The sequence below is a fragment of the Micromonospora sp. NPDC049903 genome (assembly GCF_044460945.1).
Classification (GTDB): Bacteria; Actinomycetota; Actinomycetes; order Mycobacteriales; family Micromonosporaceae; genus Micromonospora.
The window spans coordinates 1-13,054 of sequence record NZ_JBITKL010000009.1 but is presented as its reverse complement, the minus strand read 5'-3'; the positions used below and the strand labels follow the sequence as shown (position 1 = coordinate 13,054).

The 13,054-nt window shown below is 71.4% G+C and carries 10 protein-coding genes; 9 read left to right on the top strand and 1 reads right to left on the bottom strand.

What is annotated here, in order from left to right; all coding sequences use genetic code 11:
• Positions 1-50: 50 nt before the first annotated feature.
• The 5 genes from ACIBO1_RS16275 (at position 51) to ACIBO1_RS16255 (ending at position 5,953) form a co-directional block, all read left to right on the top strand.
• The gene (locus ACIBO1_RS16275) at positions 51-1,112 is read left to right on the top strand and encodes a sugar ABC transporter substrate-binding protein (protein WP_396746793.1); all 1,062 of its coding nucleotides are present in this window, start codon (positions 51-53) and stop codon (positions 1,110-1,112) included.
• The gene (locus tag ACIBO1_RS16270) at positions 1,109-2,650 is read left to right on the top strand and encodes a sugar ABC transporter ATP-binding protein (RefSeq protein WP_396746790.1); all 1,542 of its coding nucleotides are present in this window, start codon (positions 1,109-1,111) and stop codon (positions 2,648-2,650) included. The genes ACIBO1_RS16275 and ACIBO1_RS16270 overlap by 4 nt, the downstream gene beginning before the upstream one ends.
• On the top strand, positions 2,643-3,680 hold the full coding sequence (locus ACIBO1_RS16265; protein ID WP_396746787.1) for an ABC transporter permease: 1,038 nt from the start codon (positions 2,643-2,645) through the stop codon (positions 3,678-3,680). Before ACIBO1_RS16270 ends, ACIBO1_RS16265 begins: the two co-directional genes overlap by 8 nt.
• A 75-nt stretch (positions 3,681-3,755) precedes the next feature.
• Complete coding sequence (locus ACIBO1_RS16260; protein WP_396746784.1) at positions 3,756-5,081, top strand: enolase C-terminal domain-like protein; 1,326 nt, start codon at positions 3,756-3,758, stop codon at positions 5,079-5,081.
• Positions 5,078-5,953 carry an amidohydrolase family protein gene (locus tag ACIBO1_RS16255; protein WP_396746781.1) on the top strand — a complete coding sequence of 292 codons (876 nt, stop codon included), beginning with the start codon at positions 5,078-5,080 and terminating at the stop codon, positions 5,951-5,953. The genes ACIBO1_RS16260 and ACIBO1_RS16255 overlap by 4 nt, the downstream gene beginning before the upstream one ends.
• A gap of 16 nt (positions 5,954-5,969) precedes the next feature.
• Here the strand turns inward: ACIBO1_RS16255 and ACIBO1_RS16250 are convergent, their stop codons facing one another.
• Positions 5,970-6,665: a FadR/GntR family transcriptional regulator gene (locus ACIBO1_RS16250; RefSeq protein ID WP_131052578.1), complete on the bottom strand. Its 696-nt coding sequence runs from the start codon at positions 6,663-6,665 to the stop codon at positions 5,970-5,972.
• A gap of 224 nt (positions 6,666-6,889) precedes the next feature.
• Here ACIBO1_RS16250 and ACIBO1_RS16245 point away from each other — a divergent pair, with 224 nt between their 5' ends.
• From ACIBO1_RS16245 to ACIBO1_RS16230, 4 genes are all read left to right on the top strand, one after another.
• Entirely contained in the window at positions 6,890-7,915 is a 1,026-nt protein-coding gene (locus ACIBO1_RS16245; protein WP_396746778.1) for a zinc-binding dehydrogenase, read from the top strand.
• The gene (locus ACIBO1_RS16240; RefSeq protein WP_396746775.1) at positions 7,912-8,673 is read left to right on the top strand and encodes an SDR family oxidoreductase; all 762 of its coding nucleotides are present in this window, start codon (positions 7,912-7,914) and stop codon (positions 8,671-8,673) included. The genes ACIBO1_RS16245 and ACIBO1_RS16240 overlap by 4 nt, the downstream gene beginning before the upstream one ends.
• Positions 8,674-8,905: 232 nt before the next feature.
• Positions 8,906-9,499, top strand: coding sequence for a hypothetical protein (locus ACIBO1_RS16235; RefSeq protein ID WP_396746772.1), 594 nt, complete (start codon positions 8,906-8,908; stop codon positions 9,497-9,499).
• Between the two features lie 393 nt (positions 9,500-9,892).
• Entirely contained in the window at positions 9,893-12,889 is a 2,997-nt protein-coding gene (locus ACIBO1_RS16230) for a glycosyl hydrolase family 95 catalytic domain-containing protein (RefSeq protein WP_396746769.1), read from the top strand.
• Positions 12,890-13,054: the final 165 nt, after the last annotated feature.

Here is a 13,054-nt window from a genome sequence, read left to right as displayed (position 1 = left end):
CGGTCGCGGCGTCTCTGCCGTCGACGGCATCCCGATACGGAGGACACACCATGGAACGTAGGGCTCTGCTGAGCGGGGGGTTGACCGTGCTGCTCGCTGCCTCGGCCACTCTCGTGGCCGGGTGCGGCGACGACGGCACCGGCTCGGGTGGTTCGGCGCAGCTCGTCGGCGTCGACTACCCGCGTTCGGACACCGACTTCTGGAACTCCTACATCAGGTACGTGCCGCAGTTCGCCGACGAACTGGGCGTCGAGATCAAGACCACCAACTCGCAGAACGACATCGCCAACCTGATCTCGAACACCCAGGCCTTCATGAGCCAGGGGGTCAAGGGTGTGGTGATGGCACCGCAGGACACCGCCGCCATCGCGCCCACCCTGACGCAGTTGGAGAGTCGGGACATCCCGGTGGTCACCATCGACACCCGACCGGACACCGGCAAGGTGTTCATGGTCGTCCGCGCCGACAACCGCGCGTACGGCATCAAGGCCTGCCAGTTCCTCGGCGCCAAGCTCGGCGGCACGGGCAAGGTCGTGATGCTCCAGGGCGGCCTGGACTCGATCAACGGCCGGGACCGCACCGAGGCGTTCAACGAGTGCATGCGCACGGACTTCCCCGGCATCACCGTCTTCGGCGAGGCCACCGACTGGAAGGCCGACGTGGCGGCGTCGAAGCTGCAGACCCGCTTCGCCTCGGACCCGGACGTCAAGGGCATCTACATGCAGTCCTCGTTCGCCCTGTCCGGCACGTTGCAGATCCTCAAGCAGCGCGGTCTCCAGGTGCCGCCGAGCGACCCGAAGCACGTCTTCGTGGTCTCCAACGACGGCATCCCGGAGGAGCTCAAGAACATCGGCGAGGGTCTGATCGACGCCACCGTCAGCCAGCCCGCCGACCTGTACGCCAAGTACGGGCTGGAGTACGTGAAGGCGGCGATGGACGGCAAGACGTTCCAGCCCGGCCCGACCGACCACGGCAGCACCATCATCCAGGTACGCGAGGGCCTGCTGGAAGACCAGCTCCCGGCGCCGCTGGTGACGGCGGACGGTGCGCCGATCGCGGGTGAGCCGACGCTCAAGTTCGACGACGCCTCCCTGTGGGGCAACAACGCATGAGTACCGCCCCGCACCGCGCGGCCGACGGGCCGGCCGGCGACGCCCGGCCCGTCGTCGAGGCGGTGGACATCACCAAGCGGTTCGGATCGACGGTGGCCCTGCTCGACGCGGGCATCGTGGTCCGGCCCGGCGAGACGCACGCTCTGGTCGGACGCAACGGCGCCGGCAAGTCGACGCTGGTCGGCATCCTCACCGGACTACAGGCCGCCGACGGCGGCGCGGTGGCGTTCGACGGTCGGCCGGCCCCGCCGTTGGGTGACCGCGACGCGTGGCGGAAGCGGGTGGCCTGCGTCTACCAGAAGTCCACCATCATCGGCACCCTCACCGTGGCGGAGAACCTGTTCCTTCACCGACACGCCCGGGGCGCGGCCGGTCTGATCCAGTGGTCGAGGCTGCGCCGGCAGGCCGAGGAACTGCTCGCGACGTGGTCGGTCGAGGTTGACGTACGTCAGCCCGCCGCGTCGCTCTCGGTCGAGCAGCGGCAGTTCGTGGAGATCGCCCGGGCGCTCTCCTTCGGTGCCCGGTTCATCATCCTCGACGAACCGACCGCCCAGCTCGACGGCGCGGGCATCAACCGTCTGTTCGCCCGGATCCGGGACCTGCGGGCCCAGGGCGTGACATTCCTGTTCATCAGCCACCACCTACAGGAGATCTACGAGATCTGCGACCAGGTGACGGTCTTCCGCGACGCGCGGCACATCCTGACGGCCCCGGTGGCGCAGCTCAGTCGGCCGGAGCTGGTCGCCGCGATGACCGGTGAGGACGTCACGATGCCCGAGGCGGATCACCGCCCGCTCGCGGCCGACGCGCCGCTGCTGCTCTCGGTGCGTGATCTGACCACCGCCTCCGGTGCGCGACTGTCGCTCGAGGCCCGGGCGGGCGAGGTGGTCGGCATCGCGGGCGGCGGCGGCAGCGGGAAGGTCGAGGTCGCCGAGGCGATCGTCGGCCTGGCCCGCCCGGCCCGGGGAACGGTCGTGGTGGACGGTCGCACACTGCGGCCGGGCAGCGTGCCGGACGCCCTCGACGCCGGGGTCGGGCTGGTGCCGCAGGACCGGCACCGGGAGGGATTGGTGCCGCTGCTGTCCATCGCGGAGAACGTCACGATGACCGTGCCGGACCGGGTCGCGCGACGCGGCCTCATCTCGCCGGCCAGGCGTGACGCGCTGGCTCGCGACACCATCGCCGACCTGGCGATCAAGGCGTCCGGGCCGCAGGTGCCGGTCTCCGACCTGTCCGGCGGCAACCAGCAGAAGGTGGTGATGGGGCGGGCGTTGGCCAGCGCGCCGAAGTTGCTGGTGCTCATCACCCCGACCGCCGGTGTCGACGTGCGGTCCAAGCAGACGCTGCTCGGTGTCGTCGACGAGGTCCGCCGACGCGGCACCACGGTGCTGGTGGTCTCGGACGAACTCGACGACCTGCGGATCTGCGACCGGGTGCTGGTGATGTTCCAGGGTCGGGTGGTCGGCGAGATGGCGCACGGCTGGCGCGACAACGATCTGGTAGCCGCCATGGAAGGGGTGGATCTCCACCATGTCTGAGACGCTCACTCCCACCACACCGCCGGCGGCCGCACCACCACCGTCCCGGTCCGCGTCGCGGAGTCTGGCCGTCGCCCGGTTACGTGACCTGGCGCTGGTGCCGGCGATCATCGCGGTCGCCATCGTCGGGTCGATCGTCAACCCGGTCTTCCTCAGCAGCGACAACATCATCAACGTGCTGCAGAGCATGTCGGAGATCGCCATCGTGGTGCTCGCCCAGACCATCGTGCTGATCACCGGCAAGATGGACCTGTCGCTGGAGTCCACCTTCGGCCTGGCGCCCGGCATCGCCGCGTGGCTGGTCATCGACCCCGCCCTCACCCGGGGTCTCGGGCTCGACGTGGTGCCGGACGCCTGGGCGGTTCCGGTGGTCCTGCTCGTCGGCGCGCTCGTCGGGGCCTTCAACGGGCTGCTCATCGTCCGCTTCGGTCTCAACGGCTTCATCGTCACGCTGGGCATGCTGATCGTCCTGCGCGGCCTGCTCACCGGCATCTCGGGCGGCCAGACCTTCTTCGCGCTGCCGGAGTCGATGACCTATCTGGGTTCCGCGACGTGGGTCGGCGTGCCGGCCTCGATCTGGGTGTCGCTGCTGCTGGTCGCCGTCGGCATCGTGGTCCTCGGCTACACCCGAGCCGGCCGGGCGCTCTATGCCATCGGCGGCAACGCCGACGCCGCCCGGGCGGCGGGCATCCGCACCGACCGGGTGCTGTGGGTCGCCCTCATCGTGGCCAGTGTGCTCGCCGCGCTCGCCGGTCTGCTGATCAGCGGCCGCCTGGCGGCGGTCCCGGCGGCGCAGGGCAGCGGTGCGATCTTCCAGGTCTTCGCGGCGGCGGTGATCGGCGGCGTCAGTCTCAACGGAGGCAAGGGAAGCGTCTTCGGCGCCTTCACCGGCGTCCTGCTGCTTTTCATGATCATCAACGTGCTGACGCTGGCCGGGGTCCCCGCACAGTGGACGAACTTCCTCAACGGCACCGTCATCCTGGTGGCCCTGGTGGTCTCCCGCATCACCGGAGGCAAGGCGCAGACATGAGGCCGGCGGTCCGCCGCACCACAGACCCCGAGTCCGGGCCCGACCCGGCCAGCCGTTCGACCCTCAGGAGTTTCGGTGAGTGAGCGCATCTCGTCCGTAGAGACCATCGACGTACGGTTCCCCACGTCCCGGCACCGCGACGGGTCGGACGCCATGAACCCCTTCCCGGACTACTCCGCCGCGTACCTGATCCTGCGGACATCGACCGGCGCGGAGGGGCACGGGCTGGTCTTCACGGTGGGGCGCGGCACCGAGATCCAGGTGGCGGCCGTCCAGTCGCTCGCCTCGATGGTGGTCGGTCAGCCGGTCGACGAGGTGCTCGCGGACCCCGGCGCCCTGGCTCGTCGGCTCGTCGGCGACAGCCAGATCCGGTGGCTCGGCCCGGAGAAGGGGGTGGTGCACATGGCGGCCGGCGGGCTGGTCAACGCGGTGTGGGATCTCGCCGCCCGCCGGGCGGGCAAGCCGCTGTGGAAGCTGCTCGCCGACCTCACCCCGGAGCAGATCGTCGCGCAGGTCGACTTCCGCTATCTGCGCGACGCGCTGACCGAGGACGAGGCGCTGGACCTGCTGCGGGCCGCCGAGGGTGGGCGGGCCTCGCGGGAGCAGCGTCTGCTGGCCGAGGGCTACCCCGCCTACACCACCACCCCGGGCTGGCTGGGCTACGACGACGAGAAGCTCGCCCGGCTCTGCCGGGAGGCGGTCGACGACGGGTACCGGCTGATCAAGCTCAAGGTCGGCGGGAACCTGGCCGACGACGTACGCCGGATGGGCATCGCCCGCCGCGCGGTCGGACCGGACGTCCGCATCGCGGTCGACGCCAACCAGATCTGGGGGGTGCCCGAGGCCATCGGGTGGATGCGGGAGCTGGCACCTTTCGACCCGTACTGGATCGAGGAGCCGACCTCCCCGGACGACGTGCTCGGGCACGCCGCCGTGCGCAAGGCCCTCGCCCCGGTCAAGGTGGCCACCGGTGAGCACGTGCACAACGCGGTGATGTTCAAGCAACTCCTCCAGGCCGATGCCGTCGACGTGGTGCAGATCGACGCCTGCCGCGTCGCCGGGGTCAACGAGAACCTGGCGATCCTGCTGCTCGCCGCGAAGTTCGGGGTGCCGGTCTGCCCGCACGCAGGTGGCGTGGGGTTGTGCGAACTGGTGCAACACCTGGCCATGTTCGACTTCGTGGCGCTCAGCGGCACCACCGACGACCGGGCCATCGAGTACGTCGACCACCTGCACGAGCACTTCGCCGACCCGGTACGCGTGCACCGTGGACGCTATCTCGCGCCCCGCGTACCGGGCATGAGCGCCCAGATCGTCCCGGCCGCGCTGACCGACTACCGGTTCCCCGATGGCCCGGAGTGGACCACCGCGCCGGTGGTGGCGGGAGCCCCGGCCGCATGATCATCGACGCGCACCACCACCTGTGGCAGCCGGACCACGGCTACCACTGGCTGGACGACCCCGCGCTGGCGACCATCCGTCGCCCGTTCACCCCGACGGACCTCACCCGCGAGCTGACCGCGACCGGCGTGGACGGCACCGTGCTCGTGGAGGGTGGTCGCTGCCACCCCGACGAGGCGGCCGAGTTCCTCGGCCACGCCGCCGACACGCCGCCGATCCTCGGTGTGGTGGCCTGGATCGACATCGCGGCCGGCGACGTCTCCGCAACCGTCGCGGGCTACCGGCGGCTGCGCGGCGGTGAGCTGCTGGTCGGGGTACGCCCGCAGGTGCAGGGGGAGGCCGACCCCGACTACCTCGACCGGCCCGAGGTGCGGCGGGGGCTCGCCGAGGTGGCCGATGCCGGGCTCGCGTTCGACCTGGTGATCCGGGCCGACCAGTTGCCGGCGGCGGTCCGGGCGGCACGGGCGGTGCCGCAGCTCCGGTTCGTCCTCGACCACCTCGGCAAGCCCCGGATCGACGCGGGAGCGGCGGGTCTGCGGGCCTGGCGTGACCCGTTCGCCGCGCTGGCCGCCAACCCGAACGTCACCGCCAAGCTGTCCGGGCTGGTCACCGAGGCCCGACCGGACTGGTCACCGGCCGACCTGAGCCCGTTCGTCGCGGTGGCGATCGCCGAGTTCGGTGCGGATCGTCTGATGTTTGGCTCGGACTGGCCGGTGTGTCTGCTCAGGTCGGACTACCCGGGGGTTCGCCGGGCGTTGGAGGCCGCGTTGCCGCCGCTGTCGGCGCGGGACCGGCAGGACGTCTTCGCCGGCACCGCCGTGCGGACCTACGGACTGACCTGGCGGTCCGAACCCGCCGGCACGGCCGGGTGACCCGGTCGTGCCGGGATCACGCGTCCGCCGCCTTGGCGGCGAGCACCGTACGCAGCCACGCCTCGGAGGTGTTCACGTGCATCAGCGCGCTGGCCTGCGCGAGCAGTTGGTCACGCGACCGCAGCGCGAGATAGATCGCGTGGTGCTCGTCGATCGTCTTGTGGGCGGCGTTGCCCTCGATCAACCCGCGCCACACCCGCGCCCGCAGCGTCCGACTGGAGAGTCCGGCCAGCAGCGACGTGAGGGTCTCGTTCCCGGTGGTCGCGATGACGGTGTGGTGGAAGGCGGTGTCGAACTGGATCAGCTTCTCGGCGTCGTCGGCGGCGGCCCGCATGTCCTCCAGGATCCGGGCGAGCTCGTCGAGGTCGGTGTCGGTCATCCGCAGCGCCGCCAGGCCGGTCGCCACCGGCTCCAGCATCCGGCGGACCTCCATCACCTCCAGCAACGTGTCGTCGCGCAGGAGTTCCACCGCGACGCCGAGGCCCTCCAGCAGCAGGCGCGGGGCGAGGCTGGTGACGTACGTGCCGTCGCCGCGACGCACGTCGAGCACCCGGGCCGACTCGAGTACCTTCACCGCCTCCCGGACCCCGCTGCGCGACAGCCCCATCTGCGCGGCCAGCTGCGGCTCCGGTGGCAGCCGTGCGCCCGGCGGCAGCTCACCACTCTGGATCATGCTGCGGATCCTGGCGATCGCGTCGTCGGTCAGTGCCATCCACGCCCCCTTCGGACCGGCCCGCCATGCGGCGTCGACATGGGCCCACCACCGCCTGCGGCAGGCACCGGCAGCCCTCACCACTATAGATACATCGGACGTTTGGTGCCCTCGCGGCACCCTCGGCGTCTCAGCGGGGAACCGCTGGCGTCGGTGCTCGGTCGGTCGGGCCGAGCGGCCGGCGGGAGAACGACAGCCCACCGGGAAGACCTTCAGGAGGCGGCGTGAACCGCAGTGCGCAGTACGTCGGCGAGCAGACCTTCGTCGTCGAGGAGACCGCCGTGGTGCCGCCCGGCCCCGGCCAGGTACGCCTCGACGTCGCGTACACCGGGATCTGCGGCACGGACCTGCACATCGCGCACGGGGCGATGGACCAGCGGGTGCGCGTACCGGCGGTGATCGGGCACGAGATGTCGGGCCGGGTGGCCGAGGTCGGCGCGGGCGTCGAGGGATTCCGGGTGGGGGACCCGGTCACCGTGATGCCGCTGGACTGGTGCGGAGAGTGTGCGGCCTGCCGTGCCGGACACACGCACGTCTGCCACCGGCTCGACTTCGTCGGCATCGACTCGCCCGGCGCGATGCAACGGTCGTGGACCGTACCCGCGCGGCTCCTGGTGCCGCTGCCGGCGGACCTGTCCCTGGTCCACGCCGCGCTCGTCGAGCCGACCGCGGTGGCGGTGCACGACGTGCGCCGCTCCCGGCTCGTCGCCGGTGAACACGCGGTCGTCATCGGCGCCGGACCGGTCGGCCTGCTCATCGCCACGGTCGCCCAGGCCACCGGTGCCGCGGTGACCGTGCTCGAACTCGACCCGCGCCGCCGGGAACTCGCCACCGACCTCGGCCTCACCGCCGTCGACCCGGCGACGGTCGACGTCGCGCGGTACGTCCAGGAGGCGACCGCCGGGGCCGGCGTCGACGTCGTGTTCGAGGTCTCGGGCTCGGCCACCGGCGTCCGCACCGCGACCGACCTGCTCGCGGTCCGGGGACGGCTCGTCGTGGTCGCCATCCACCCCACTCCCCGCGAGGTGGACCTGCACCGGATCTTCTGGCGCGAGCTGGAGGTGATCGGGGTACGGGTCTACGACCGCACGGACTACGCCGAGGCGGTCCGCCTGGTACACACCGGTCAGGTGCCCGCCGACCGGCTCGTCTCGCGGATCGTGCCGCTGGCCGACGTGGCGCGGGCCTTCGAGGCGCTCGCCGCTGGTGGTGACGTCAAGGTACTCGTGGACTGTGGAGGAGACGCGTGAACCTGTTCGACCTGAGCGGCCGGTTGGCCGTGGTGACCGGCGCGCGACGCGGCATCGGGCTGGCGATGGCGGAGGCACTGGCGGCGGCCGGCGCCGATGTGATCGGGGTGAGCGCGTCGCTGGAGGAGACCGGCAGTGAGGTGGCCGACCGGGTGGCGGCGCACGGGCGCGGGTTCGTGCCGTACCGGGCGGACCTCTCCGACCGGGCCGCCGTCCGGGCGCTCGGCGACTGGCTCGTCTCGTACGACCGGCCCGTCGACATCCTGGTCAACAACGCCGGCACGATCCGTCGTGCGCCGGCTGCCGAGCATTCCGACGTGGACTGGGACCACGTGCTGGAGGTCGACCTGTCGGCGCCCTTCGTCCTCGCCCGCGAGGTGGGCCGGGACATGATCCGGCGCGGCAGCGGCAAGATCATATTCACCGCGTCGATGCTCAGTTTCCAGGGCGGCGTGACCGTGCCCGGCTACGCCGCCGCGAAGTCGGGGATCGCCGGACTGACCCGCGCGCTGGCCAACGAGTGGGCGCCGCACGGGGTCAACGTCAACGCGATCGCGCCGGGCTACATCGGCACGGACAACACCCGGGCGCTGCGGGACCAGCCGGAACGCAACCGGGCGATCCTGGAGCGGATCCCGGCCGGGCGGTGGGGGCGCCCCGACGACCTCGCCGGAGTCACCGTCTTCCTGGCCTCCGACGCGGCTGCGTACGTGCACGGCGCCGTCATCCCGGTCGACGGTGGCTGGCTGGCCCGGTGACGTGCGTCGACCTCATCTCAAGAACATCTACACCTTGCTATGTTATCGCTCACAGACTACCTTTTGCCGTCAGGAGTGCAGGCTTCCGCTCACTCGCGACGTGCTCACCCGGGTGCTCGGCGTCCACCGTCCCGGCCGGCCGAGCCGGTCCCGCGACGCCCACCGGGTCCGCGCGCGGGACGGCGGGCGTCCGCCGCCACGCCACCTGATGTCTGAGGAAGGGAGGCCTGTCATGCGACTACCTGCCACCACCGCGTCCGTCGGCGCCCGCACCGACCGGCACCCGTCGGCAAGCCCGGCCCGTCCGTCCGACACCGCCGAGGTGGTGGACCGCGCCGATCGGATGGAGCGTCTGCTGACCACGGTGATCGACGAGGCCGGCGGGCCGGAGTCGGCTGTCGACCAGCGGAGCGGAGGGACCACCGTGCCCGTCTCCAGCCTCGACCTGGTGGGTGGGTCGGTCGGCGTCGATCCGGCGGCGTGCCTGCTCGCCGCCTTCGACCTGGCCTACCGCGATCTGCCGGCCAGTGGGCAGCGGCTGGTCCGGTACCTCGGCCTGCATCCGGGCCCGGACTTCGACGCCGACGCGGCGGCGGCGCTGTGCAACCTGACCCTCGTGCAGGTCCGGCGAGGTCTGGGGGAGTTGCGCGACCGTCGGTTGGTCGTCCGGTGTGGCAGTCGCTACCGGTTCCCCGACCGGGTCGCCGAGCACGTGCGGCGGCTCGCCCTCGCCGAGTCCGCCGTGGACCGCAGCGCGGCCCTGGCGCGGCTCGGCGATGTCCGTCCGGGTGCGGCGCACTGGGATGGTTCGACCGCCCGGCGTTGATCCGGGTCTCCTCGCCGCCGACCCGCCGCCCGGCCATACATGTGACGTATCTGGTTCCGGGCGGGCGCGGATGGGTGGACGCCATCGCCTGTGTGCGCTGACTGTCCCGGTCCTGCGCAGAGCCCCGACGAGCTGCCTGATCGCCTCGTTGTGCCTGCATTTAGACGTGGTCCACCGGGAATTGGCGGCGGGCGCGACAGGTCGTCATCGACCGTTGCCTATTTTGTCGCCGCCGGGTAACCTTCGCGAAACACATCAGATGTCTGGCTGTCTCCGTGGCCCTCGGGTTTCGCCCGACACGCCCGCCCGACGTCACCGAGCAGATCCGGCACATCGGCTTTCACCCTGTTCCCGCGCACCGGCGTGGCCTTCGGGCCACCGGTTGGAGGATCGATGTCAGACCTGACCCGACGGCAGGCTCTCAAGATCGGCGCGGCCGGCGCGGGCGGCGCCCTGCTGCCGCTGCCGTGGACCGCCCTGGCCCGCGCGGACTCCGCCCCACCAGCCCAGGTGCTCGCCGCCGGGGACCTGGCACTGTGGTACGACGAGTCCGCCGGGACCGACTGGCTGCGCGCGCTCCCGATCGGCAACGGCCGACTCGGTGCCATGGTATTCGGCAACGTCGACGCCGAACGGCTGCAACTCAACGAGGACACCGTCTGGGCCGGCGGCCCCCACGACCCGAGCAACACCCGGGGACTGGCGGCACTGGCCGAGATCCGACGGCTGGTCTTCGCCAACCAGTGGACGCAGGCCCAGAACCTCATCAACCAGAACATGCTCGGCAACCCGGTCGGACAGTTGGCGTACCAGCTCGTCGGCAACCTGCGGCTGACCTTCCCCACCTCCGGCGGAGCGTCGCAGTACGAGCGGCAGCTCGACCTGACCACCGCGACCAGCTCGGTCAGCTACGTGATGAACGGCATCCGCTACCAGCGCGAGGTCTTCGCCAGCGCGCCGGACCAGGTCATCGCGATGCGCCTGACCGCCGACCGGAGCGGGTCGATCTCCTTCACCGCCACCTTCGACAGCCCGCAGCGGACGACGCTCACAAGCCCCGACGGCACCACGATCGCCCTCGACGGGGTCTCCGGCAACCAGGAGGGCGTCACCGGCGCGTTGCGGTTCCTCGCCCTGGCCAACGCCACCGTCAGCGGCGGCACCGTGACGAGTTCCGGCGGCACGCTGCGGGTCACCAACGCCACCAGCGTGACCCTGCTGATCTCGATCGGCTCCAGCTACGTCACCTACCGCAACGTCGGCGGCGACTACCAGGGCATCGCGCGCCGACACCTGACCGCCGCCCGGGCCAGCAGCTACGACCAGCTCCGCAGCCGGCATGTGGCCGACTACCAGGCACTGTTCAGCCGGGTCAGCCTGGACCTCGGCCGCACCGCCGCCGCCGACCAGCCGACCGACGTACGGATCGCGCAGCACAACAGCGTCAACGACCCGCAGTTCTCCGCGCTGCTGTTCCAGTACGGTCGGTACCTGCTGATCTCATCGTCCCGGCCGGGCACCCAGCCGGCCAACCTCCAGGGCATCTGGAACGACTCGCTGACCCCGGCGTGGGACTCCAAGTACACGATCAACGCCAACCTGCCGATGAACTACTGGCCGGCCAACACCACGAACCTGGCGGAGTGCCACGCGCCGGTCTTCGACATGGTCCGCGACCTGGCGGTCAGTGGCGCCCGCACCGCGCAGGTGCAGTACGGCGCCGGCGGGTGGGTCACCCACCACAACACCGACGCCTGGCGGGCCACCTCGGTGGTGGACGGCGCGTTCTGGGGCATGTGGCAGACCGGCGGCGCGTGGCTGGCCACCCTGATCTGGGACCACTACCTGTTCAACGGCGACGTCGAGTTCCTGCGGGCGAACTATCCGGCGATGAAGGGTGCCGCGCAGTTCTTCCTCGACACGTTGGTGACCGAGCCGACCCTCGGCTACCTGGTCACCAACCCGTCGAACTCGCCGGAGATCGGCCACCACGCGGACGCCAGCGTGTGTGCCGGTCCGACCATGGACAACCAGATCCTGCGGGACCTCTTCGACGGCTGCGCCCGGGCCAGCGAGATCCTCGGCGTGGACGCCACGTTCCGGGCCCAGGTCCGCGCGACCCGGGACCGGCTGGCCCCGAACCGGGTCGGCTCCCGGGGCAACATCATGGAGTGGCTCTACGACTGGGTGGAGACTGAGCGGACCCACCGGCACATCTCACACCTGTACGGGCTCGCGCCGAGCAACCAGATCACCCGGCGCGGCACCCCGCAACTGTTCGCGGCGGCCCGGCGCACCCTGGAGATCCGGGGCGACGACGGCACCGGCTGGTCACTCGCGTGGAAGATCAACTTCTGGGCCCGGATGGAGGAGGGTAACCGTGCCCACGACCTGATCCGCTTCCTCGCCACCCCGGCCCGGCTCGCGCCGAACATGTTCGACCTGCACCCGCCGTTCCAGATCGACGGCAACTTCGGTGCCACCGCCGGTGTCGCCGAGATGCTGCTCCAGAGCCACGCCGGTGAACTGCACGTGCTGCCGGCCCTGCCGACCGCTTGGCCGAACGGGCGGGTCTCCGGGCTGCGCGCCCGGGGCGGACACACCGTCGGCATCACGTGGAGCAACGGCCAGGCCGGCGAGATCCTGGTCCGGCCGGACCGCGCGGGCACGGTACGGCTGCGCGGCCGGCTCTTCGCCAACACGTACACGGTGGTGGACGTCGCCGACGGGACGCCCGCGCGCACCACGCGGATCGAGTCCGACCTGGTCGAGGTGACCGTGCAGGCCGGCCGCACCTACCGGGCCACCGGGCAGGGCGTCGCCGTCCCGACGCTGGAGCAGAGCTTCACCAACGTCAGCACCACCAACGACACCAACACCGGAGTCGGCAACTTCGACGGCAACGGCGCCTCGCTCTCCGCGCAGGCCCTGGCCGCGGCCGGCGTCACCCCCGGCGCCACGCTGAGCCGCAACGGGGTGACCTTCCGCTGGCCCAACGTCGCGCCGGGCGGTGCGGACAACGCCATCGCCTCCGGGCAGGCGATCAGCGTCACCGGCACCGGTCGTACGCTCGGCTTCCTCGCCACCGGCACGTACGGTGCGGTGTCCGGCACCGGCACGGTGGTGTACGCCGACGGCACCCGTCAGACCTTCACGCTGAGCACTCCGGACTGGTACGGCGGGCCGCACAGCGGAGCCACCGCGGCCGTGGTCACGGCGTACCAGAACCGGCCCAACAACCAGCGGCAGAACACGGCCGCCTGCGTCTACTTCGTCGGTGTGACGTTGCAGAACAAGGCGGTCGCCCGGGTCGAGCTGCCCAACATCAGCCCCCGCCCGGCGGCCAACGTGCCGACCATGCACGTCTTCGCGATCGCCATCGCGGCCTGACGCGCCGGTCCGGGGCGGCGCGACGGGGAACGAGGGCGGGGTCGCCGTGGACAGGCGGCCCCGCCCTCGGTGGATCACTCGAACAGGGACAGGGTCAACGTCGAGGTGTACTCACCGGCGGCCACGTCGGCCGGGGTGCGCAGGAACAGGTCGGCGTCGACCGAG